Annotated in this window: 16 protein-coding genes; 13 read left to right on the forward strand and 3 right to left on the reverse strand. The window is 69.6% G+C overall.

The window, feature by feature from the left end; genetic code table 11:
• Nucleotides 1–6: 6 nt before the first annotated feature.
• The gene (locus WS45_RS31470) at nucleotides 7–297 is read right to left on the reverse strand and encodes a YciI family protein (RefSeq protein ID WP_044848209.1); all 291 of its coding nucleotides are present in this window, start codon (nucleotides 295–297) and stop codon (nucleotides 7–9) included.
• Nucleotides 298–496: 199 nt separating this feature from the next.
• On the opposite strand from WS45_RS31470, the gene WS45_RS31475 reads away from it, so the two are divergent.
• Both WS45_RS31475 and WS45_RS31480 read left to right on the forward strand, forming a co-directional pair.
• Nucleotides 497–2065 (forward strand): methyl-accepting chemotaxis protein, encoded by a 1569-nt coding sequence (locus WS45_RS31475; RefSeq protein WP_059703321.1) that lies wholly within the window; start codon nucleotides 497–499, stop codon nucleotides 2063–2065.
• Nucleotides 2066–2239: 174 nt separating this feature from the next.
• On the forward strand, nucleotides 2240–3055 hold the full coding sequence (locus tag WS45_RS31480) for a MetQ/NlpA family ABC transporter substrate-binding protein (protein WP_059526193.1): 816 nt from the start codon (nucleotides 2240–2242) through the stop codon (nucleotides 3053–3055).
• Nucleotides 3056–3158: 103 nt separating this feature from the next.
• Here the strand turns inward: WS45_RS31480 and WS45_RS31485 are convergent, their stop codons facing one another.
• Entirely contained in the window at nucleotides 3159–3467 is a 309-nt protein-coding gene (locus WS45_RS31485) for a VF_A0006 family four-cysteine protein (RefSeq protein WP_059526188.1), read from the reverse strand.
• Between the two features lie 347 nt (nucleotides 3468–3814).
• Here WS45_RS31485 and WS45_RS31490 point away from each other — a divergent pair, with 347 nt between their 5' ends.
• The 11 genes from WS45_RS31490 to nagE all read left to right on the forward strand — a co-directional run bounded on the left by WS45_RS31490 (nucleotide 3815) and on the right by nagE (nucleotide 19934).
• Complete coding sequence (locus WS45_RS31490; RefSeq protein ID WP_059691442.1) at nucleotides 3815–4780, forward strand: ABC transporter substrate-binding protein; 966 nt, start codon at nucleotides 3815–3817, stop codon at nucleotides 4778–4780.
• 139 nt (nucleotides 4781–4919) lie between these two features.
• On the forward strand, nucleotides 4920–5816 hold the full coding sequence (locus WS45_RS31495; protein WP_059526182.1) for an ABC transporter permease: 897 nt from the start codon (nucleotides 4920–4922) through the stop codon (nucleotides 5814–5816).
• A 1-nt stretch (nucleotide 5817) separates the two neighbouring features.
• Nucleotides 5818–6612, forward strand: a complete 795-nt coding sequence (locus WS45_RS31500) for an ABC transporter ATP-binding protein (RefSeq protein ID WP_059703323.1) — start codon at nucleotides 5818–5820, stop codon at nucleotides 6610–6612.
• Nucleotides 6613–6855: 243 nt separating this feature from the next.
• The gene (gene imuA / locus WS45_RS31505; protein ID WP_059703325.1) at nucleotides 6856–7563 is read left to right on the forward strand and encodes a translesion DNA synthesis-associated protein ImuA; all 708 of its coding nucleotides are present in this window, start codon (nucleotides 6856–6858) and stop codon (nucleotides 7561–7563) included.
• Nucleotides 7496–8992: a Y-family DNA polymerase gene (locus tag WS45_RS31510; protein ID WP_059703327.1), complete on the forward strand. Its 1497-nt coding sequence runs from the start codon at nucleotides 7496–7498 to the stop codon at nucleotides 8990–8992. Before imuA ends, WS45_RS31510 begins: the two co-directional genes overlap by 68 nt.
• A gap of 6 nt (nucleotides 8993–8998) precedes the next feature.
• On the forward strand, nucleotides 8999–12214 hold the full coding sequence (locus WS45_RS31515; protein ID WP_059703329.1) for an error-prone DNA polymerase: 3216 nt from the start codon (nucleotides 8999–9001) through the stop codon (nucleotides 12212–12214).
• Nucleotides 12215–12534: 320 nt separating this feature from the next.
• Entirely contained in the window at nucleotides 12535–13269 is a 735-nt protein-coding gene (locus tag WS45_RS31520) for a GntR family transcriptional regulator (RefSeq protein ID WP_059703331.1), read from the forward strand.
• Nucleotides 13270–13376: 107 nt separating this feature from the next.
• Nucleotides 13377–14480, forward strand: coding sequence for an N-acetylglucosamine-6-phosphate deacetylase (nagA, locus tag WS45_RS31525; protein WP_059691447.1), 1104 nt, complete (start codon nucleotides 13377–13379; stop codon nucleotides 14478–14480).
• Entirely contained in the window at nucleotides 14473–15480 is a 1008-nt protein-coding gene (locus tag WS45_RS31530) for an SIS domain-containing protein (RefSeq protein ID WP_059703333.1), read from the forward strand. The genes nagA and WS45_RS31530 overlap by 8 nt, the downstream gene beginning before the upstream one ends.
• A gap of 15 nt (nucleotides 15481–15495) precedes the next feature.
• Nucleotides 15496–18078 (forward strand): phosphoenolpyruvate--protein phosphotransferase, encoded by a 2583-nt coding sequence (ptsP, locus tag WS45_RS31535; protein ID WP_059703334.1) that lies wholly within the window; start codon nucleotides 15496–15498, stop codon nucleotides 18076–18078.
• 86 nt (nucleotides 18079–18164) lie between these two features.
• Complete coding sequence (gene nagE, locus WS45_RS31540; protein WP_059703336.1) at nucleotides 18165–19934, forward strand: N-acetylglucosamine-specific PTS transporter subunit IIBC; 1770 nt, start codon at nucleotides 18165–18167, stop codon at nucleotides 19932–19934.
• Between the two features lie 174 nt (nucleotides 19935–20108).
• Here the strand turns inward: nagE and WS45_RS31545 are convergent, their stop codons facing one another.
• Nucleotides 20109–22592, reverse strand: a complete 2484-nt coding sequence (locus tag WS45_RS31545) for a family 20 glycosylhydrolase (RefSeq protein WP_059703338.1) — start codon at nucleotides 22590–22592, stop codon at nucleotides 20109–20111.
• Nucleotides 22593–23082: the final 490 nt, after the last annotated feature.

Below are 23082 nucleotides of genomic sequence, written 5' to 3' on the forward strand. Positions count from 1 at the left end.
CGCGCGTTACGGCAGTGCCGGCACGTTGAAGCCCTGCGCGGCACGCGTGATCCGGAATTCCGTCACGCGGTACGTCGCGAGCCCTTCGGTCACGAACGGATCGGTCTCGAGGATCGCGTCCAGTTCGTCGCGGTCGATGCGGGCCGCGAGGATCACGCCGCCTTCGCGCGGCACCTTCGGCCCCGCCGCGATGAAGATGCCGCGCTCGAACAGCGGCTGCAGATACGCACGGTGGCGTTCGAGCGCATCGTCGATGCGCTCGAGCGACGCGTTGTAGTGGATGTCGATGACGTACATGGATGGCCCTGGAATGTCGCCGGCGCGTCGTGTGCCGGTCAGCCGGTCTTTTTAGCACAGCGGCCGTCCCGTGTCGTGCCGGCCGTCGCGCGTGTATTCAAGTTGTAAGTCTCGCTGCCGTAAATACGGGGGCAACCGTTTGCGCGCGACCGGCCGTTCGCGCGTATGCGGGAATCGACTTCGACAACGAGGCACGCAGATGAGCAGAATGAGTTTGAATCGCAAGCTGTGGCTCGCGCTTGCGCTGGTATGGATCGGCTTGCTCGGCGTCGGCGCATGGAGCGCATACGAGACGCGCGCGACGATGCTCGCCGAACGCAAGGCCGGCATCGCCAACCTGGTCGACTCGGCGACCGGCATCGTCAACGCATATCACGCGCTCGCGCAGAGCGGCACGCTGTCCGAGGCCGACGCGAAGCGCGACGCGCTCGCGAGCCTGGCCGCGATGCGCTACGGCGAGTCGGGCTATGTGTTCGTGATGGATTCGAAACCCGTCGTGCTGATGCACCCGACGCTGCCGAAGCTGGTCGGCACCCAGGTCGGCGACTATCTCGACTCGGACGGCAAGCCGCTGTTCGTCACGATCCTGAACGCGGCGAAGGCGACCGGCAGCGGCTTCGCCGAGTATCGCGGGCGGTTGCCGCACAGCGAGACCGCGGTGCCGAAGATCAGCTACGTCACGCGCTTCGCGCCGTGGGACTGGAACATCTCGAGCGGCGTGTTCCTCAAGGACATCGATACCGTCTATTACCGGACGCTGTTCGGCCACCTCGCGGTCGTGTTCGTGATCGGCTTCGTGATCAGCGCCGCGATGCTCGTGATCATTCGCAACGTTCGCGGCAGCCTCGGCGGCGAGCCGGACGAAGCGGCCGCGCTGGCAACGCGCATCGCGCAGGGCGACCTCACGCGGCCGGTGCCGGTGCGTGCGGGCGACGACACGAGCATGATGGCGGCGATGCGCGACATGCAGGCGCGCCTGCAGGCGACGATCGGCGGAATCCGCCAGTCGGCCGAGTCGATTGCGTCGGCGAGCCGCGAGATCGCGTCCGGCAACGACGACCTGTCGCAGCGCACCGAGGAGCAGGCCGCATCGCTCGAGGAAACGGCCGCGAGCATGGAGCAGCTGACCGCGACGGTGAAGCAGAACGCCGACAACGCGCGGCAGGCGAGCGGGCTCGCGAACAACGCATCGGAGATCGCGCGGGCGGGCAACGACGTCGTCAGTCGCGTGATCGGCACGATGGGCGAGATCGACGACAGCTCGCGCAAGATCGCCGACATCATCGGCGTGATCGAGGGCATCGCGTTCCAGACCAACATCCTCGCGCTGAACGCGGCGGTCGAGGCCGCGCGGGCCGGCGAGCAGGGGCGCGGCTTCGCGGTGGTCGCGGGCGAGGTGCGATCGCTCGCGCAGCGCAGCGCGACGGCGGCGAAGGAGATCCGCGAACTGATCGTCAATTCGGTCGAGCGCGTGCGCAACGGCTCGACGCTGGTCGGCCAGGCCGGCACGACGATGGGCGAGATCCTGCAGGCGGTCGCGCGCGTGACTGACATCATGGGCGAGATCGCGGCGGCGTCCGAAGAGCAGGCGAGCGGCATCACGCAGGTCGGGCGCGCAGTCACGCAGATGGATCAGGTCACGCAGCAGAACGCGGCGCTCGTCGAGGAGGCCACCGCGGCCGCGGCGTCGCTGCAGGAGCAGGCCGGGCGGCTGCGCGACGCGATCGGCGCGTTCCGGGTCGCCGATGCCGGTGCCCGCGTGCACTGAACGCAACTAACGGCCGAGCCGTGCATCGTCTGCCGGCACTGCCGCGGTGCATACCCATATGAGCGGGATGTATTTCACTTCCGGCCGATCCTGTGACACCATTTGCCCCTTCCTGCGAGTTCGGGGATACCCGTATCGCGCCCCATTTTTAGTTAGCAAGCAAGCGAGAAACAGATGAAGCGTCGCAGTCTCCTGAAGGTATTTTCCGTGCTGGCCACCGGTGCCGCGCTGACGCTGTCGGCGGGCGCGCACGCCGAAGACAAGGTCATCAAGGTCGGCACGGTCGCCGGCCCGGATGCGGAAGTGTGGCAGCTCGTGCAGAAGGTCGCGAAGGAGAAGGAAGGCCTGAACGTGAAGGTCATCGAGTTTAACGACTACGTGCAGCCGAACGCGGCGCTCGATGCGGGCGACCTCGACGCGAACAGCTTCCAGCACCAGCCCTACCTCGACAGCCAGGTGAAGCAGCGCGGCTACAAGATCGTCAGCGCGGGCCTGACCTACATCTCGCCGATCGGCGTGTATTCGAAGAAGTTCAAGGCGCTGAAGGACCTGCCGCAAGGCGCGAAGGTCGCGGTGCCGAACGATCCGTCCAACGAGAACCGCGCGCTGCTGCTGCTGCAGACGCAAGGCGTGATCAAGCTGAAGGCCGGCGCCGGCACGGGCGGCAACAACGCGACGGTGCTCGACATCGCCGAGAACCCGAAGAAGCTGAAGATCTCCGAGCTCGACGCCGCGCAACTGCCGCGCGTGCTGTCGGATGTCGACGCCGCCGTGATCAACACGAACTACGCGCTCGCCGCGAACCTGCAGCCGACCAAGGACGCGATCGCGCTCGAATCGCTGACGAGCCCGTATGCGAACCTGATCGCCGTGCGCGCGAAGGACAAGGATCAGCCGTGGGTGAAGAAGCTGGTGAAGGCGTACCAGTCGGCGGAAGTACGGGAATTCATCAAGAAGCAGTTCAAGGGCTCGATGGTCGCGTCGTTCTGAACGCCGCACACTGGTCGGACCGCTGAAACGAAAGGGCCTGCATCGCGCAGGCCCTTTTTCGTTGGCGCCGCCGGCAGCGCGGCGCCCGGCGTTCAGCGCCGGCTCACATCTCGCCGCGCCGCGAGCAGATCGCCATGATCTGCTGGATCGCGTAGTTGTCGCGCACGCCCGGCAACGACTGCACGACGCACTCGTGAAAGCGCCGCTCGCGCGGCAGCAGCATCGCGTTGTTGCGGTACAGCGCGTCGCACGAGCGCTGGATCAGTTGCGCGGCCGCGCCGTTGCGGCTCTCGCGCAGCGCGCCCAGCATGCAGTCGTCGTATTGCGCGCTGCCGTCGGTCAGCGCGAATGCCGCGCCTGGCAGCACCAGCGCGACGGCCGCGCACGCGATCGCGTGGAGTCCCCGTTTCATGCACCCTCCGATGGTGTGGATTGGGTCGGCGGACAGCATAACGTAAAGCTGTGAATGCGGCTGACGCGTTGCGCCGGGACCGGCGCGGAGCGCCGCCGGCCGGGCTTCCCGAGCGTTTCGCGGCGGTGCGGCGGCCGCGTGTGCCGCCCGCTTGGCCGAAAGCGCGGAGTCAGGCGGTGGTCTGCGGAAATGGTATCCTCGTGCGTTCGCCGCCGCGCGCCTTCCCGGGGCCCGCGCGGGGCCACTGCCGCCCGCGCCGTCATCCGGTTGCGCGCGCATCGGCACCTGCATGACGGCGGCGGGAATCCATTATCCAGAACCGACACAAATACGGGGGAGACTCACCCATGAAGCGTTTCAAGACTTTCGCGATCCGTTCGATCACGGCCGGCGTCGCCGCATTCGCGCTGGCAGGCGCCGCGCACGCCCAGACGGTCAAGGTGCTGTCGATCGTCGACCACCCGGCGCTCGATGCGATCCGCGACGGCGTGCGCGCCGAACTGAAGGCGGAAGGCTACGGCGACGACAAGCTCAAGTGGGAATACCAGAGCGCGCAGGGCAACACGGGCACGGCCGCGCAGATCGCGCGCAAGTTCGTCGGCGACCAGCCCGACGTGATCGTCGCGATCGCGACGCCGGCCGCGCAGGCGGTGGTTGCGTCGACGAAGAGCGTGCCGGTCGTCTATTCGGGCGTGACCGATCCGGTCGCAGCCCAGCTCGTGAAGGGCTGGGGCGCGTCGGGCACCAACGTGACGGGCGTGTCCGACAAGCTGCCGCTCGACCGCCAGGTCGCGCTGATCAAGCGCGTCGTGCCGAAGGCGAAGACGGTCGGCATGGTCTACAACCCGGGCGAGGCGAACTCGGTCGTGGTCGTGAAGGAGCTCAAGGAGCTTCTCGCGAAGCAGGGGATGACGCTGAAGGAAGCGGCCGCGCCGCGCACCGTCGACATCGGCCCGGCCGCGAAGAGCCTGATCGGCAAGGTCGACGTGATCTACACGAACACCGACAACAACGTCGTGTCCGCGTACGAAGCGCTCGTGAAGGTCGCGAACGAAGCGAAGATCCCGCTCGTCGCCGGCGACACCGACAGCGTGAAGCGCGGCGGCATCGCGGCGCTCGGCATCAACTACGGCGACCTCGGCCGGCAGACCGGCAAGGTCGTCGCGCGCATCCTGAAGGGCGAGAAGCCGGGCGCGATCGCGTCGGAGACGAGCAGCAACCTCGAATTGTTCGCGAACACGGGCGCGGCCGCGAAGCAGGGCGTGACGCTGTCGCCGGATCTGCTCAAGGAAGCGAAGACGGTCATCAAGTAAGCCGCGGCCCGAGCGCCGCGCTTGCAGGCCCGATCCGGGCCCGAACGAAACCGCCGGGCGGGCGGCTCCCACCCGGGGCCGCCCGTCCGCTTCGCCCGGCCGTACACGTCCGGCCGGGAAGCAACAGGATTTCCCCATCATGTCTCTGTTCTCGTTTCTGGGCGCGCTGGAGATCGGCCTGATCTTCAGTCTCGTCGCCCTCGGGGTGCTGATTTCATTCCGCATCCTCAACTTCCCCGACCTGACCGTCGACGGCAGCTTTCCGCTCGGCGGCGCCGTCGCCGCGACGCTGATTTCCGCCGGCCACGACCCGTTCACGTCGACGGTGATCGCGATCGTCGCGGGCGCGCTGGCCGGCTTCGTCACCGGCTGGCTCAACGTGCGCCTGAAGATCATGGACCTGCTCGCCAGCATCCTGATGATGATCGCGCTCTACTCGGTGAACCTGCGGATCATGGGTCGGCCGAACGTGCCGCTCATCACCGAGCCGACGATCTTCACCGTGCTGCAGCCCGACTGGATGCCCGACTACGTGCTGCGCCCGGCGCTGCTCGCGATCGTCGTCGTGGTCGCGAAGCTCGGCCTCGACTGGTTCTTCTCGTCGCAGCTCGGCCTCGCGATGCGCGCGACCGGCGCGAACCCGCGGATGGCGCGCGCGCAGGGCATCGCGACGGGCCGCGCGACGCTCGCCGGGATGGCGCTGTCGAACGCGCTCGTCGCGCTCGCCGGTGCGCTGTTCGCGCAGACGCAGGGCGGCGCCGACATCTCGATGGGGATCGGCACGATCGTGATCGGGCTGGCCGCGGTGATCATCGGCGAGACGCTGCTGCCCGCGCGCCGACTCGTGCTGACGACGCTCGCCGTCGTGCTCGGCGCGATCGTCTACCGCTTCTTCATCGCGCTTGCGCTGAACAGCGAATTCATCGGCCTGAAGGCGCAGGACCTGAACCTCGTGACGGCCGCGCTCGTCACGATCGCGCTGGTGCTGCCGGCGACGCGCAAGAAGCTGTTCGCGCGCAAGAACGGAGGGGCCTGACATGCTGTCCGCACACGACCTGAAACTCACGTTCAACCCCGGCACGCCGATCGAGACGCGCGCGCTGCGCGGGCTGTCGCTCGAGATTCCCGACGGCCAGTTCGTCGCGGTGATCGGCTCGAACGGCGCCGGCAAGTCGACTTTCCTCAACGCGATCAGCGGCGACCAGCGCGTCGATGCAGGACGCATCGCGATCGACGGCACGGACGTCACGCGCCAGCCGGCATGGGACCGCGCGCACCTCGTCGCGCGCGTGTTCCAGGATCCGATGGCCGGCACCTGCGAGGCGCTGACGATCGAGGAAAACATGGCGCTCGCGATGGCGCGCGGCGCCCGGCGCGGCTTTCGGGCGGCGCTCGACCGGCCGTCGCGCGAGCTGTTCCGCGACAAGCTGCGTCTGCTGAACCTCGGGCTGGAAAACCGGCTGACCGATCGGATCGGGCTGCTGTCGGGCGGTCAGCGGCAGGCGGTGAGCCTGTTGATGGCGTCGCTGCGGCCGTCGCGGATCCTGCTGCTCGACGAGCACACGGCCGCGCTCGACCCGAAGACGGCCGCGTTCGTGCTGGAGCTGACCGCGCGCATCGTCGCCGAGAGCAGGCTGACGACGATGATGGTCACGCACAGCATGCGCCAGGCGCTCGACTACGGCGACCGCACGGTGATGCTGCACCAGGGGCAGGTCGTGCTCGACGTGTCGGGCGACCAGCGCCGCGGGCTCGACGTGCCGGACCTGCTGCAGATGTTCGAGAAGGTGCGGCACGAGCAGCTCGACGACGACGCGTTGTTGCTCGGCTGACGCGCGGCGGGCGGGCCGGCGCGGTGCGGGGTGCCGCATCGTGCCGGTTCGCCCGGCGGTTGGCGTGTCGGCCCGGCGATTCGGGCGACACGATCCGGCCCGCCGCTCCGGTGCGGCGTAACATGACGGTCGCGCTGGATTTCCCGTCGTTTTTCCTCTGACGAAAAACCGGTTTCGCCCCGGTACTGTGCGACGCACGCGCATTGCCATATACTGTATATCCATACAGTTGTGGGTGGCGTCATGCTCGCATCCTCCATTTCTCCCGAATCCCTTCATCCGTCGCTCTGGCGCGGCTCGCAGCTCGCGCGCGGCGGTTCGCGCACGATCGACACGGGTTTCGCGCCGCTGTCCGCCGAGCTGCCGGGCGGCGGCTGGCCGGTCGGCGGGCTCGTCGAGTTGCTGGCCGCTCAGCCGGGCTGCGGCGAGATGCGGCTGCTCGCGCCCGCGCTCGCGCGCGCCGTCAGCGCGCGGCGTCCGCTCGCGCTCGTCGCGCCGCCTCAGTCGCCGCATGCGACGGCGCTCGCCGGTCTCGGCGTGCCGGCCGACGCACTGCTGTGGCTGCGCGCCGGCAGCCGCACGGATGCCTTGTGGGCCGCCGAGCAGGCGCTCAGGACGGGCTGCTGCGGTGCGCTGCTGCTCTGGCAGGACGCGCGGCCCGATGCGCTGCGGCGCCTGCATCTCGCGGCCGCGCGCACCGGCGACACGCTGTTCGTGATGCTGCGCCCGCTGTCGGCCGCGCGGCAGCCGTCGCCGGCCGTGCTGCGCGTCGCGCTGCATCCGGTGCCGGGCGGCGTGTCGCTCGACATCGTCAAGCGCCGCGGGCCCGCGCGCAGCGAGCCGCTCGCGCTCGATTTGCCGTCGCCCATCGTGGAGAGCCGCTATGCGCGTCTTGCTCGGCATCCATCTGCCGCGCCTGCCGCTCGACGTGTGCGCCCCGCCGCCGTCTGACGGCGCGGCGGACGACGCAGGCGACGCAGGCTGCGCGGTGCTCGAGCAAGGTGTCGTGCTGATTGCCGATGCGCCCGCGCGCCGGCAGGGCGTGCGCGCGGGCATGAAGCGCGGCGGCGTGCTGACGCTCGCGCCCGACACACGGCTCGTCGAACGCGATCCCGCCCGCGAAGCCGATGCGCTGCGCGCGGTCGCGCTCGCATTGCTGCGCTTCTCGCCGTGCGTCGCGCTCGACGACGAAGCGACGCTGATCGTCGACGTCGGCCCGAGCCTGCGCCTGTTCGGCGGCCTGCCGTCGCTGTGCCGCCAGGTGCGCGCGACGCTCGCGGCGCTCGGTTATGCGGCGCGCCTGTCCGTCGCCCCGACCGGGCGCGGCGCGTGGCTGCTCGCGCGCATGTCGGCGCGTGCGCGCATCCGGCGCCGCGTGGCCGGGCCGGCTTCGCTCGTCCGTACGCTCGATCGTCTGCCGTGCGCGTTGCTGCCCGACGCGCGCGCGTATGCGGGCTGGTTCGACGGCCTCGGCTGCCGCACGCTCGCCGATCTGCGCGGCCTGCCGCGCGCGGGGCTGCAGCGCCGCTGCGGTCCGGCGCTGCTCGCCGCGCTCGATCGCGCGTACGGCGATGCGGTCGAGCCGCTTGCGTGGATGGCGGTGCCGCCCGTGTTCGACGTGCGGCTCGAATTGCCGGAGCGCGTCGAATACGCGGAAGCCGTGCTGTTCGCCGCGCGGCGGCTCGTCGTGCAGCTCTGCGGGTGGCTGGCCGCGCGGCAGCTGTCGCTGGCCGCGATGACGTTCGATCTCGAGCACGAGCGCGGCCGTCAGGCCGTGCCGCCGACACCGCTCGAACTCGCGTTCGCCGCGCCCGTGCGCGACGAGACGCACTTCATGCGGCTGCTCGGCGAGCGGCTCGCGCGCGTCGAATTGCCGGCCGCGGTGATCGCGGTGCGGCTGAAGGCTACGCGCGTCGAATCGGTCGCGCCGCCGGCCGACGATCTCTTTCCCGAGCCGGGCGGCACGCGCGAGACGCGTGCGCGGCTGTTCGAACTGCTGGTCGCGCGGCTCGGCGCGGAGAACGTGCTGCGCGCGGCACCCGTCGCCGATCACCGTCCGGAGGCTGCGAACCGCTGGCTGCCGCTCGATGCGCAAGCGGGCAGGCCGGCCGGCGGGCCGCCCGCCGTGCCGCCGCGCCCCGCGTGGCTGCTGGCCGAGCCGCAGCCGCTCCTGATGCGCGAGAACCGGCCGGTGTTCCATACGCCGCTCAGGATGATGTCGTCGGCCGAGCGGATCGAAGCCGGGTGGTTCGACGGGCAACTGGCCGCACGCGATTACTACGTCGCGCAAGACGAGGTCGGTGCGTGCTACTGGGTGTTCCTGGAGCGCTCGGGAAGCCAGGCCGAGCCGCGCTGGTTCCTGCATGGCTTGTTCGGGTGAGTCGAAATGAGTGCGGAATTCAGCTGGCTGCCCGATTACGCGGAGTTGTTCTGCCGATCGAACTTTTCGTTCCTGCATGGCGCGTCGCATGCGGACGAACTGGTCGAGCGCGCGGCCGAACTCGGCTATCGCGGGATCGCGATCACCGACGAATGCTCGCTGGCCGGCGCGCCGCGCATGCATGTCGCGGCGCAGGCGCAAGGGCTGCCGCTCGTCATCGGTTCGTATTTCGAAGTCACGCCGGATGAAGTCGCACCGGGCCACGATCCGGGCCCCGGCGCGTTCGGCCTCGTGCTGCTCGCGCAGAACCGCGAGGGTTACGGCAATCTTTCCGAGCTGATCTCGTGGCGGCGGATGGCCGCGCCGAAGGGTACCTACACGTTGACGTCGCGGATGCTGTCGGCCCCGCCCGCGGCGTTTGCGCACCTGCGCGGCATGCCCGACTGCTTTGCGATCCTCGTGCCCGCGTATCCGGTGCGCGCGGACGTGCTCGATGCGCAGGTCGCATGGTTTCGCGCGACCTTCGGCGAACGCGCGCGGCTCGGGCTCGTGCAACTGCAGCGCGCGCTCGATGGCGCGCAGCGCGAGGAGATTCGCGCGGCCGGCGAGCGGCGCGGCGTGCGTATCGTCGCACTCGGCGACGTGACGATGCACCGGCGCTCGTGCAAGGCATTGCAGGACGTGATGACGGCGATCCGGGTCGGGATGCCGGTTGCCGAGTGCGGGTATGCGCTGGCGCCGAATGCGGAGCAGCACCTGCGGTTGCGGCAGCGGATCGGACAGTTGTACGCGCCGGACGAAATCGCGGAGACCTGCGCGATTCTCGACGCGTGCGATTTCGACCTCGGCTCGCTGCGCTACGAGTATCCCGACGAGATCGTGCCGCATGGGCTGACGCCGACGCGCTATCTGGAACAGGAAACCTTCGCGGGGGCGGCGGGGCGTTATCCGCAAGGCATTCCGGAGAAGGTCGAGAGGCAGATCCGCCATGAACTCGACCTGATCGCGAGGCTGAGCTACGAACCGTTCTTCCTGACCGTCTACGACATCGTCAAATACGCGCGCAGCCAGAACATCCTGTGCCAGGGCCGCGGCTCGGCCGCGAACTCGGTCGTCTGCTACTGCCTCGGCATCACCGAGGTCGATCCCGACCAGAGCACGATGCTGTTCGAGCGCTTCATCAGCGAGGAGCGCGGCGAGCCGCCGGACATCGACGTCGACTTCGAGCATCAGCGCCGGGAAGAGGTCATTCAGCATATCTACGAAAAATACGGCAAGGATCGCGCGGCACTCGCGGCGGCGGTCTCGACGTATCGTCCGCGCGGCGTGCTGCGCGAAACCGGCAAGGCGCTCGGCGTCGATCCGATGCTGGTCGACCGCGTCGCGAAGGGGCATCGCTGGTTCGACGGCAGCCGCGACCTGCTGCAGCAATTCGCGACGACCGGGCTCGATCCGGCCACGCCGATCATTCGCGCATGGGCCGAACTCGCGGGGCGCTTGCTCAACTTTCCGCGCCACCTGTCGCAGCATTCGGGCGGCTTCGTGATCAGCCGCGGCAAGCTCACGCGGCTCGTGCCGGTCGAGAACGCGGCGATGGACGGGCGGCGCGTGATCCAGTGGGACAAGGACGATCTCGAGGCGCTCGGGCTGATGAAGGTCGACGTGCTCGCGCTCGGCATGCTGTCGGCGCTGCATCGCGCCTTCGACATGCGCACCGCGTGGCGCGGGCCGCAGGAGGACGGCCAGCCGTTCACGCTGAAGCATATTCCGCAGGATGACGAACCAACCTACGACATGATCTGCCGGGCGGATACGGTCGGCGTATTCCAGATCGAATCGCGTGCGCAGATGTCGATGCTGCCGCGGCTGAGGCCGCGCAACTACTACGATCTCGTCGTCCAGGTGTCGATCGTGCGGCCCGGGCCGATCCAGGGCGGCGCCGTGCATCCGTATCTGAAGCGGCGCAGGATCGTGGCCGGTGAGGAGGAGGGCGAGGTCACGTATCCGAGCGAGGCGCTCAAGGAAGTGCTCGTTCGCACGCTCGGCGTGCCGATCTTCCAGGAGCAGGTGATGCAGATCGCGATCGTCGCGGCGGGCTTCACGCCCGGCGAGGCCGACGAACTGCGCCGCGCGATGGCCGCGTGGAAGCGCAAGGGCAACCTCGAGAAGTATCACGACAAGATCATCGACGGCATGCTCGAACGCGGCTACACGCGCGAATTCGCCGAGCAGATCTTCGAGCAGATCAAGGGCTTCGGCGAATACGGCTTTCCCGAGAGCCACGCGGCCAGCTTCGCGAAACTCGCGTACGCGAGCAGTTGGCTCAAATGCCACGAGCCCGCGATCTTCGTCGCGTCGCTGCTGAACAGCCAGCCGATGGGCTTCTACGCACCCGCGCAGCTCGTGCAGGACGCGAAGCGCCACGGCGTGAAGGTCTTTCCGGCCGACGTCACGCGAAGCGGCTGGGAAGCGTCGCTCGAAGCGCTGCCCGGCCAGCCGCCGCCGCACGGCCAGCCCGCGGTGCGGCTCGGCCTGTCGCTCGTGCGCGGCCTCGGCGAGGCTGCCGCGCGGCGCATCGAGGCCGCGCGCGCGGCCGGCCCGTTCGAGAACGTCGATGCGCTCGCGCGCCGCGCGCAGCTCGAACGGCGCGATCTCGAAGCGCTCGCCGCCGCGAACGCGCTCGCGACGCTCGCCGGCCATCGGCGCGATGCATTGTGGCAGGCCGTCGCCGCGGCACCGGAGCGCGACCTGCTCGCCGCCGCGCCGATCGACGAAACGGAGCAGCCGGTGCTCGGCGCGCCGTCGGAAGCCGACGACATCCTCGCCGACTATCACACCACCGGCCTCACGCTGAACCGCCACCCGGTCGCGCTGCTGCGGCCCGCGTTGCGCGCGCAGCGACTGTCGTCCGCGGCCGAGTTGCGCGACCGTCCCGACGGCCGGCTCGCGCGTGCGTGCGGGCTCGTGATCGCGCGGCAGATGCCGGGCACCGCGAAGGGCGTGATGTTCATGACGCTCGAGGACGAGACGGGCTGCGTGAACGTGATCGTGCGGCCCGAGCTGCTCGCGCGGCAGCGCCGCGAAACGCTCGATTCGCGACTGCTCGCGGCGTCGGGCGTGTGGCAGGTCGTCAGCGACGTGAGGCATCTCGTCGCGCAGCATTTCGAGGATCTGACGCCACTGCTCGGCGGCCTGCGCACGTCGAGCCGCGAGTTCCACTGACGCTGTGCGCCGGCATGCCGCCCGCGTGCCGCCGCCGGATGCATACCAGTCGGCCGAACTGGTTCTATTCCGGTATCGTTTTCGGCTTCCCAAGCCTGGTAAATCCGGCCCGGGAACTGTCCCCTTGCATACCAATCCGGGTAAATCCCTATCCCGCATCGCATTGTAAACAAAGGCTTTCCGGCAACTAAAACGCTTGTCGGGCAAGGCTCTCGGCGATTTTCATGCCGCTAATACCAGTTCGTTGACTGGTATTATGGTGGTTATATAATGCGTTCACTTTCGACGGTCCGAGATCGTCGTCCGACACCCGGAGGCACATGGAAACCGGCTGGTCCGAACTGGCGCCCGATCCCCTCGACGACACGCCGCTGTATCTGCAGCTCGCCCGCAACCTGGCGAGCGCGATTCACGCCGGCGCGTGGCGGGCCGGCGAGGCGCTGCCGTCGGAGCGGCTGCTGTCGGGGTCGGTCGGCGTGTCGCGGATCACGGCCCGCCGTGCGCTCGCGCTGCTGGTCGAGCAGGGGCTGATCAAGCGGGCGCGCGGGGCGGGCAGCTTCATCACGCCGCGCGTTGCCGATCCGCTGTCGCGTCTCGTCGGCTTCACCGCGAAGATGCGGCAGCGCGGTTTCGTGCCCGATTCGGTGTGGCTGTCGCGCACGCTGCGCACCGCGAGCCGCGACGAGATCACGCGTCTCGGCCTCGCGCCGGGCGCGACGGTCGCGCGGCTCGAGCGGCTGCGCCGCGCGGACGGCATCGTGATGGCCGTCGAGCATTCGACGCTGCCGGCCGCCGTGGTGCCCGATCCGCAGGCGCTCGGCGCGTCGCTGTACGAATACCTCGACGCACGCGGGATGACCGTCGTGCGCGCGCTGCAGCACTTTCGCGCGGCGAACGCGACGCACGAGATCGCGAAGTGGATGTCAGTGAAGCCGGGCTCGGCCCTGCTCGTGATCACGCGCATCGGCTACGGTGTCGACCAGCGCGCGATCGAAGTGTCCGAAACGTATTGCCGCGACGACTATTACGACTTCGTCGCCGAACTGAAACGCTGACGCGCGAGACTGCCCGTGCGCCACGCGCGGCGGAGCGCAACGAAGCACAACGGATTTGCAAATCGCGACGCGGATGTCCGCGTCACCAGATCATCAAGAGAAACGTCATGCTGACTGGAAACATCCTCACCCCCGACGGCTGGATTCTCGGCTCGCTCGACAGCGAGAACGGCCGCATCACCACGCTCGACGGCACGCCCGCCGATCCCGCGAAGAACGACGCGCCGTACATCCTGCCCGGCTTCATCGACCTGCACGTGCACGGCGGCGGCGGCGCCGACGTGATGGAAGGCGGCGACGCGATCGAGACGATCGCGCGCACGCACGCGCAGTTCGGCACGACGAGCCTGCTCGCGACGACGATGACCGCGCCGCGCGACGAACTGATGCAGGTCGTCGCGAATCTCGGCACCGTCGCGCGCACCCGCACGCCCGGCGGCGCGCGCGTGCTCGGCGTGCATCTCGAAGGGCCGTACATCAACCCCGGCAAGCTCGGCGCGCAGCCGGACGCGGCCGTGTCGGCCGTGCTCGACGAAGTGCTGAAGTACCTGTCGATCGCGCCGATCCGGGTCGTCACGCTCGCGCCGGAAATCGCCGGTCACATCGAGATCATCGGCGAGATGGCCGCGCGCGGCGTGCGCGTGCAGCTCGGCCACTCGCTCGCGACCTACGACGACGCCGTCGCCGCGCTCAAGCACGGCGCATGCGGCTTCACGCACCTGTTCAACGCGATGTCGCCGCTGCATCACCGCAACCCGGGCCTCGTCGGCGCCGCACTCGCGCATGCCGAATACGCGGAAATCATCCCCGACCTGCTGCACGTGCATCCGGGCGCGATTCGTGCGGCGTTGCGCGCGATCCCGCGCCTGTACGTCGTGACCGACAGCACGTCCGCCACCGGCATGCCCGACGGCGAATACCGGCTCGGCAGCCAGCACGTGACCAAGTGCCTCGGCGGCGTGCGGCTCGCCGACGGCACGCTCGCCGGCAGCACGCTGACGATGGACCAGGCGCTGCGCAACCTCGTGTCGCTCGGCCTGCCGATCGCCGACGTGTCGAACCGGATGTCGCGCTATGCGGCCGACTACCTCGGCGTCACCGATCGCGGCCGCCTCGAGCGAGGCGCATGGGCCGACCTCGCCGTGTTCGATCGCGACCTGAACCTCACCGCGACCTACGTCGAAGGAGAATCGATTGTCGAATATGCTTAAGGAAGCGCGCGAATCCGCCCAGGTCGTCGCCGCGCAACTCGCCGACACCACGCGCGTCGAAGCGCTCGCCGGCCAACTCCTCGATCACCCGCCGGCCGTCGCGCTGACGGTCGCGCGCGGCAGCTCGGATCACGCCGCCAGCTATTTCGCGAGCCTGACGATGAGCCGCCTCGGCGTGCCCGTCGCGTCGCTGCCGATGTCGGTCGCGACGCTGCAGCAGGCGCCGCTGAAGGTGCAGGACCAGCTCGCGCTGGCATTTTCCCAGTCGGGCAAGAGCCCCGACCTCGTCAACACGATGGCCGCGCTGCGCGAAGCCGGCGCGCGCACCGTCGCCGCCGTCAACGTGCTGCCGTCGCCGCTCGCCGACGCGTGCGAGCATCAGCTGCCGCTGCTGGCCGGCCCCGAACTGTCGGTCGCCGCGACCAAGAGCTACATCGCGATGCTGTCGCTGTCCGCGCAGATCGTCGCGTACTGGCAGCGCGACGCCGCGCTGATCACGGCACTGCGCGGCCTGCCCGACGTGCTCGCGCAGGCGGGCCGGCTCGACTGGTCGCCGGCCGTCGCCGCGCTCGCGGGTATCGAGCGGATGATCGTGATCGGCCGCGGCCTCGGTCTTGCGATCGCGCAGGAAGCCGCGCTGAAACTGAAGGAAACCTCCGGCATCCAGGCCGAGGCGTTCTCGAGCGCCGAAGTCCGTCACGGCCCGATGGAGCTGATCGACCGCGACTATCCGCTGCTCGTGTTCGTGCCGCCGGGCCCGGAGCAGGCCGGGCTGCTGCAGCTCGCGCAGGACATGCGCGCACGCGGCGCGGCCGTGCTGCTCGCGGCGCCCGCCGGCACGCCCGGTGCGACCTTGCCGCTCGCGCAGTCCGCCCATTCGGCGCTCGACCCGATCGCCGCCATTCTTTCGTTCTACGTGATGGCGGCGGATCTCGCCGTCGCGCGCGGCCGCAATCCCGACACGCCGCGCCACCTGAACAAAGTCACCGAAACGCACTGATAGCCGAGACAGCCGATGAGACGCGCCGAGGAGTCCCAGTTGAAGAGTTCCACCCATGATCAGATCGTCCTGCTTGCCCCGCTGACCGGGCCGATCGTCGCGCTGGCCGACGTGCCCGATCCGGTGTTCTCCGGCGGGATGTTCGGCGACGGCATCGGCATCGATCCGCTCGCGGGCCGGCTCGTCGCGCCGTGTGCCGGCATCGTGTCGCATCTCGCGCGCACCGGCCATGCGGTGACGATCACGACGCCGCAAGGCGCGGAAGTGCTGCTGCACATCGGCATCGACACCGTCGAGCTGAACGGGCAGGGCTTTACCGCGCGCGTCGAAGCCGGCGCGCGTGTCGCGGCGGGCGACCTGTTGATCGAGTTCGACCAGGACGCGGTCGCGCGCAGCGCGCATTCGCTGGTTTCGGTGATCGCGATCGCGAACTCCGACGCGTTCGACGTCGTCGAGCGCGCGAGCGGTTTCGCGACGGCCGGCGAGACGCCGCTGCTGACGCTGCGCGGCAAGGGCGAAGCCGCCGCGCAGGCGGCGCAGGCCGGCGCGGCGGCGATGAACGAAGTGCGCCGCGCGGTCGTGCTGACGCAGCCCGGCGGCCTGCATGCGCGCCCGGCCGCGCGGGCGCGCGAAGCCGCGCGCGGGCTCGACGCACATGTCGACGTGCTTTTCGACGGCCGCAAGGCGCCGATCGCAAGCGTGGTCGGCCTGCTCGGCCTCGGCGCCGGCGAAGGCGCGACGATCGAACTGGTCGGCCGCGGGGCGCACGCGCGGGAAGCCGTCGACGCGGTCGAGCGTGAGTTGCTGCGCGAAGCGCACGGCGAGGTCGAGGAACGGCCGGCGCGGCTCAAGTCGCCCGCACCGCAGCCGATCGTGCGCAACACCGGCGCAACACTCGATCCGAACACGCTCGCGGGCGTGTGCGCGGCGCCCGGCATCGCGGTCGGCACGCTGGTGCGTCTCGACGATGCGGACATCGTGCCGCCCGAACAGGCGACCGGCACGCCCGCGTCGGAAAGCCGCCGGCTCGACCAGGCGCTGACGACGGTCGATGCCGAACTCGACGAAACGGTGCGCAACGCATCGGCGCGCGGCGCGGTCGGCGAGGCGGGAATCTTCGCGGTGCATCGCGTGCTGCTCGAGGACCCGACGCTGGTCGACGCGGCGCGCGACCAGATCAGCCTCGGCAAGAGCGCGGGCTTCGCGTGGCGCGCGACGATCCGCGCGCAGATCGATACGCTGTCGAAGCTCGACGACGCACTGCTCGCCGAGCGCGCGGCGGACCTCCGCGACATCGAGAAGCGCGTGCTGCGCGCGCTCGGCCACACGAGCGGCGCGACGCGCACGCTGCCCGACGAGGCCGTGCTCGCCGCCGAGGAATTCACGCCGTCGGACCTGTCGTCGCTCGATCGCCAGCGCGTGACCGCGCTCGTGATGGCGCGCGGCGGCGCGACGTCGCATGCGGCGATCATCGCGCGCCAACTCGGCATTCCAGCGCTCGTCGCGGTCGGCGACGCGCTGTACGCGATTCCGGACGGCACGCAGGTCGTCGTCGATGCGAGCGCGGGCCGTCTCGAACACGCGCCGACCGCGCTCGACGTCGAACGCGCGCGCCACGAACGCCAGCGCCTGGACGGCGTGCGCGAAGCGAACCGGCAACTGGCCGGCGCCGCCGCCGCGACCACCGACGGCCGCGCGATCGAGGTCGCCGCGAACATCGCGACGCTCGACGACGCGAACACCGCGGTCGACAACGGCGCGGATGCGGTCGGCCTGCTGCGCACCGAGCTGATGTTCATCCACCGTCAGGCCGCGCCGAGCGTCGTCGAACACCAGCAGAGCTACCAGTCGATCGTCGACGCGCTGCAGGGCCGCACCGCGATCATCCGCACGCTCGACGTCGGCGCCGACAAGGAAGTCGACTACCTGACGCTGCCGCCCGAACCGAATCCGGCGCTCGGCCTGCGCGGCATTCGCCTCGCGCAGGTGCGCCCCGACCTGCTCGACGATCAGCTGCAGGGCCTGCTCGCGGTGAAGCCGTTCGGCGCGGTGCGGATCCTGCTGCCGATGGTGACCGATGCGGGCGAGCTCGTGCGGCTGCGCGCGCGTATCGACGAATTCGCGCGTGCGCAGGGCCGCACCGAGCCGATCGAAGTCGGCGTGATGATCGAGGTGCCGTCGGCGGCGCTGCTCGCCGACCAGCTCGCGCAGCACGCGGATTTCCTGTCGATCGGCACCAACGACCTGACGCAATACACGCTCGCGATGGACCGCTGCCAGGCCGATCTCGCCGCGCAATCCGACGGCCTGCATCCGGCCGTGCTGCGCCTGATCGACATCGCGGTGCGTGGCGCGGCGAAGCACGGCAAGTGGGTGGGCGTGTGCGGCGCGCTCGGCGGCGATCCGCTCGCGGTGCCGATCCTCGTCGGCCTCGGCGTGACCGAACTGTCGGTCGATCCGGTGTCGGTGCCGGGCATCAAGGCGCGCGTGCGCCGTCTCGATTACCAGCTGTGTCGCCAGCGTGCGCAGGATCTGCTCGCACTCGACTCGGCACAGGCGGTAAGGGCAGCAAGCCGCGAGGTCTGGCCGCTCGACTGAACGTCGACGGCGGGCGCGCGAGCGTTTCACCACGCAAGCAATTAGGTCAACGACGATTAATGACGAGACATGGATTGGAGGACTGAATGGACGGGAATCCGTTTCTGAAGATACAGGGCCTGGGTCGAGCGCTGATGCTGCCGATCGCGGTGTTGCCGGTCGCCGGCATCCTGCTGCGGCTCGGACAGCCGGACGTGTTAAACATCAAGATGATCGCCGACGCCGGCGGCGCGATCTTCGACAACCTGCCGCTGCTGTTCGCGATCGGCGTGGCGGTCGGTTTCGCGAAGGACAACAACGGCGTGGCGGCGCTCGCGGGCGCGATCGGTTACCTGATCGAAACCGCGATCATGAAGGATATCGATCCCAAGCTGAACATGGGCGTGCTGTCCGGGATCATCGCGGGCGTGGTCGCGGGCTTGCTGTACAACCGCTACAAGGACATCAAGCTGCCGGACTACCTCGCGTTCTTCGGCGGCAAGCGGTTCGTGCCGATCATCACGGGGTTGGTGTGCGTGGTGCTCGGCATCGCGTTCGGGTACGTGTGGCAGCCGATCCAGCATGCGATCGACGCGGCCGGCCAGTGGCTGACGACGGCGGGCGCGATCGGTGCGTTCGTGTTCGGCTTCCTGAACCGCCTGTTGCTCGTCACGGGCCTGCACCACATCATCAACTCGCTCGCGTGGTTCGTGTTCGGCAACTTCACGCCGCCGGCCGGCGGCGAGCTCGTGCACGGCGACCTGCACCGCTTCTTCGCGGGCGATCCGACCGCGGGCACCTTCATGGCCGGCTTCTTCCCGATCATGATGTTCGGCCTGCCGGCCGCGTGTCTCGCGATGCTGCATGAAGCGCCGAAGGAGCGCCGCGCGATGGTCGGCGGCCTGCTGTTCTCGATGGCGCTCACGTCGTTCCTGACCGGGGTGACCGAGCCGATCGAATTCAGCTTCATGTTCCTCGCACCGGTGCTGTACGTGATCCACGCGGTGCTCACGGGGCTGTCGCTCGCGGTCTGCCAGATCCTCGGCGTGAAGCTCGGCTTCACGTTCTCGGCCGGCGCGATCGACTACGTGCTGAACTACGGGCTGTCGACGAAGGGCTGGATCGCGGTGCCGCTCGGTATCGCATACGGCGTCGCGTATTACGGACTGTTCCGCTTCTTCATCCGCAAGTTCAACATGGCGACGCCGGGCCGCGAGCCGGCCTCGGCCGATGCGGCGGCCGAGTCGTACGCATCGGGCGGCTTCGTCGCGCCGGCGGCCGGCGCCGCCGCGGCAGCACCGCGTGCGCAGCGCTACATCGCCGCGCTCGGCGGTGCAGGCAACCTGACGGTCGTCGACGCATGCACGACGCGCCTGCGCCTGACCGTCGTCGATCCGGAGAAGGTGTCGGAGCCGGAACTGAAGTCGATCGGCGCGCGCGGCGTGCTCAAGCGCGGCGGCAACAGCGTGCAGGTGATCATCGGGCCCGAGGCCGACATCATTGCCGACGAGATGCGCTCGGCGATCGGCAGCGGCGCGACCGGCGCCGCCGTGACGACCACGGCCACGGCCGCTGCGGCTCAGCCGGTCACGGGCGCGGCCGCCGGTCCGCTCGATCCCGATCCGCTGCGCTGGCTCGCGGTGTTCGGCGGGGCGACCAACGTCGCTTCGCTCGACGCGATCGCGACCACGCGCCTGCGCGTCGTCGTGCGTGACGCATCGGCGGTCGATCGCGATCGACTCGGCGCGCTCGACGTCGCATGGGTGTCGCCGGACACGTTCCACATCGTCTGCGGCAACGCGGCGGCACGCTACGCGGAACAGCTCGGCGCGCGCCTGACGTCGACGGGCGGCGGGGCGGCGCCGCAACCGGCCTGATCCGGCACGATGCGATGAGGTGGGCCCGATCCGCGTGGCGGGTTCGGGCCGCCGGTCGGTAAAACGAAAACGGCTTGCGATACGTCGCAAGCCGTTTTGCTTTGGCGGGGCGTGGGCGCGATGCAATCGTCCGCATCGCGCACCGCTTGCGCGGATCTGCAACCGCTCAATCGTTCACGGGTTCGTCAGCGTGAAGGTCGGCTTCCGGTAGCCGATGCCGGCCCGGTCGAGCTTCGGCAATTCGCGCTGCGTGAGCAGCGTCGCGAAGCCGGCCCAGTCGCGCTGCAGCGCGGCCAGGTCGACGTGATGCGTGTCGCCGCGCTTGAAGCGCACGCCGGCCGCATACGGCAGCTCCCAGTCGGCCCGGTGCCACGCGCGTTCGGCGAGCGCGAGCAGCCGCGGATAGGCCATGTATTCGAGGAACGTGTCGTTGCGCATCACCTCGCCCCACGCCTGCCCCTGCATGCCTTCGATGCGCGGCGCGGGGCCGGTGCCCGTCACCTCGAACGCGTTGCCGTCACGATCGCCCATCACTTCGGCGTTCTGCGGCAGGTTCTCGGGCGCGAACGAGAACACCTTGTACTCGTCCGTCGCGTGTGAGCCCCAGTAATAGCCGCGCTCGCGCGGGTTGAGCGTGTACGGGAAGTCGAAGTACAGGTAGTCGGGCAGCGCGAGCACCGTCAGGTAACCCTTGCCGCTCAGGTCGCGTGCGCTGTCCGACGCGCCCCAGAAGATCGTGTCCCACAGCGACACCATCACGTGGCGCGTGCTGAAGTCCTGCGGCCCGTTCGCATGCTTGATGCCGTCCTGCCACGCGGCCATCGTGTCGATCCCGTTCGCGTCGACCGCCGCGCTCACCTGTTTCGCGAAACGCGTCGGCAGCTCGTCGATCGACTTGATCTCGCCGCGCTGGAGCAGCGCCGTGCACGCGGGCGAACGCGCCCACGGCTTGTCCTGCGCGGCGACATCGATGCGCCCCTTGTTCGGGTCGGTGCCGTTCAGCGGCTGGAAGCCCCCGCCGAGGAAGATGTTCTTCGCCTCGTCGCCGCCGTAGTGCCAGGTGTGCAGCGGCGCTTGCGCGTCCGCATGCATCGCCGCGATCTCGCGGATCACCTTCGACGCGAAATTGAGCGCGCCCGGCACGCACGGATTCAGGTCGCTGCGCCGATCGTAGAACTGCACCGTCGTCAGGTTCGTCGTGTCCTGCGGATCGAGCAGCCGGTACGCGTTCGCTTCCTGCTCGCGGCCGGCCGCGTGCAGCCGCCGGTAGCGTGCCTCCATCGTCACGACGGCCGCGCGCGCATGCGCGGGCATGTCGATCTCGGGGATGATTCTGACGAAGCGGGCAGCCGCGTAGCGCACGAGCGCCACGTAGTCGTCGCGCGTCAGGTAGCCGCCGCCCGAGCGGTTGTCGGGGCCCGAGCCGAGTTGCGGCAGCAGGCAGCGCGTCTCGCTCGGGTCGTGACAGCGGCGCGAACCGATATCGGTCAGCTCCGGCAGGCCGGGAATCTCGATGCGCCAGCCTTCGTCGTCGGACAGATGCAGGTGCAGGCGGTTGAGCTTGTACGCGCTCATCTGGTCGATCAGGCGGCGCAGCGTCGCCGGGTGCTTGAAGTTGCGCGCGAGGTCGACGTGCATCCCGCGATGCGTGAAGCGCGGTGCATCCTCGACGAGCATCGCCGGGATCGGGCCACCGCCGGCGGGCGCGAGCGAGTAGAGCGTCTGCACGCCGTAGTAGAGGCCCGCGCGATCGTAGCCTTCGATCAGCACGCCGCGCGGCCCGATCGCGAGCCGGTAGCCGCCCGGCACCGCAATGTCGGCCGGCAGCCGGCGCGGTGCGACGGCACCACGGACCGGCACGCGCGCGCCGTCGAGCCCGAGTGTCGTCGCACGTTCGCGCAGCGCCGCGATTTGCCCATCCGGCAGGTCCGGCAGCGCGAGCTCGACGCCGCGCAGGTCGAGCGTGCCGGGCAGCGGCTGGTCGCGTTTCACGCTCGGCAGGGCGCGGCTCGCGTCGGGGCGTGCCGCCACGGGCGGCGCGTTGCCGGTCGAATTGTTTTGCGCGTCGGCCGGCAGCGATTCGACATAGCGGAGCTCGTCGTCGGTGTCGTTGTAGCGGAGCACGGCGGGCGGTGCGCCGTCGACAACGACATACGGGCGCGGAATCACGTCGCTGTAGCGCAGCAGCCAGTATTCGGCGACGAACGGCAGTTCGATGCGTTCGCCGGGCGCGAGCCGCACCGAGCCCGGCTGCGGCGTCAGCTCGTACAGGTCGCCGGTGAGCCGCCGCAGCGCGAAGCCCGGACGATCGATCCGCAGCAGCCGCCGGATGCTGTGCAGGTACAGCTTCCAGCCGCCGTCGGCGATCGTCTGGTGGCCGCGGTTCTGCAGGATCAGGCGGCCGGTCGCGCAGGCCGCGCCGTCGGCGCCGAGATCGGCGCACGGCACGCCGGCCGCGGCCGCGTGGTTGTTGTCAACGGCGACGCGCAGCGCGAGGCCGTTCGACAGAAGCGTCGCGAGACTGGCCGCTTGCGCGGCCGGTTGTGCGATGCCGGCAGCCGCGACGGCGGCGGTCGGCGTCGGCTGCGCGCCGATCGCGACAGGCGGCAGCGCCGCGATCAACAGGGCGGCAACGAAGGATGGCAAGGTCTGCTTCATTCGAACTCCTGAGAAAAAAGTGGGCGTGGCGGCGTCGTTGGGGGCGACGTCGCCGCGATCGGGTCTTTCAATGGAGCTGCGGGAGATACCCGCGCACGGGGCGATGCGGCCGCACCGCGCGCATTCGGCACGCGGGGGCGTGCGTTACGGAACGGGAGGCGGGCACCCGTGCCGATCGGATCCGCGGGGTGGCGGATGCGTGCTCATTGGCGGCGCACGGCAATCGCCGCGGCAACGATGCGATCGCGGCGGAGTGGGTTCGACCGGCCGCGCACGATCGCAACGGCGGCCGCTGCCGCATACGCATGGCAACTCGGCGCGCGGGCGCGCGCCGGACACGGGATTCGCATGTCTCCCCCACCAGATGGATTCGGCCTGTCGGCGGCCGTGTCCAATGATCTTATGAAACCTTTGATTGGTATTCAAGTGGTATCAATCTGGCGCTAAATTGGCATCGGGGAATCGCGGGGCCGCCGATGGTACGGACGAA

The sequence above is a fragment of the Burkholderia sp. RF2-non_BP3 genome, from assembly GCF_001522185.1.
GTDB lineage: Bacteria > Pseudomonadota > Gammaproteobacteria > Burkholderiales > Burkholderiaceae > Burkholderia > Burkholderia diffusa.

Coding starts and splice junctions, on each gene's coding strand:
- WS45_RS31545 (WP_059703338.1), bottom strand. CDS start 22,592: ATGAAGCAGACCTTGCCATCCTTCGTTGCCGCCCTGTTGATCGCGGCG.
- WS45_RS31495 (WP_059526182.1), top strand. CDS start 4,920: ATGTCTCTGTTCTCGTTTCTGGGCGCGCTGGAGATCGGCCTGATCTTC.
- WS45_RS31485 (WP_059526188.1), bottom strand. CDS start 3,467: ATGAAACGGGGACTCCACGCGATCGCGTGCGCGGCCGTCGCGCTGGTG.
- WS45_RS31530 (WP_059703333.1), top strand. CDS start 14,473: ATGCTTAAGGAAGCGCGCGAATCCGCCCAGGTCGTCGCCGCGCAACTC.
- WS45_RS31470 (WP_044848209.1), bottom strand. CDS start 297: ATGTACGTCATCGACATCCACTACAACGCGTCGCTCGAGCGCATCGAC.
- WS45_RS31500 (WP_059703323.1), top strand. CDS start 5,818: ATGCTGTCCGCACACGACCTGAAACTCACGTTCAACCCCGGCACGCCG.
- nagA (WP_059691447.1), top strand. CDS start 13,377: ATGCTGACTGGAAACATCCTCACCCCCGACGGCTGGATTCTCGGCTCG.
- imuA (WP_059703325.1), top strand. CDS start 6,856: ATGCTCGCATCCTCCATTTCTCCCGAATCCCTTCATCCGTCGCTCTGG.
- WS45_RS31475 (WP_059703321.1), top strand. CDS start 497: ATGAGCAGAATGAGTTTGAATCGCAAGCTGTGGCTCGCGCTTGCGCTG.
- WS45_RS31510 (WP_059703327.1), top strand. CDS start 7,496: ATGCGCGTCTTGCTCGGCATCCATCTGCCGCGCCTGCCGCTCGACGTG.
- WS45_RS31520 (WP_059703331.1), top strand. CDS start 12,535: ATGGAAACCGGCTGGTCCGAACTGGCGCCCGATCCCCTCGACGACACG.
- ptsP (WP_059703334.1), top strand. CDS start 15,496: ATGAGACGCGCCGAGGAGTCCCAGTTGAAGAGTTCCACCCATGATCAG.
- WS45_RS31490 (WP_059691442.1), top strand. CDS start 3,815: ATGAAGCGTTTCAAGACTTTCGCGATCCGTTCGATCACGGCCGGCGTC.
- WS45_RS31515 (WP_059703329.1), top strand. CDS start 8,999: ATGAGTGCGGAATTCAGCTGGCTGCCCGATTACGCGGAGTTGTTCTGC.
- WS45_RS31480 (WP_059526193.1), top strand. CDS start 2,240: ATGAAGCGTCGCAGTCTCCTGAAGGTATTTTCCGTGCTGGCCACCGGT.
- nagE (WP_059703336.1), top strand. CDS start 18,165: ATGGACGGGAATCCGTTTCTGAAGATACAGGGCCTGGGTCGAGCGCTG.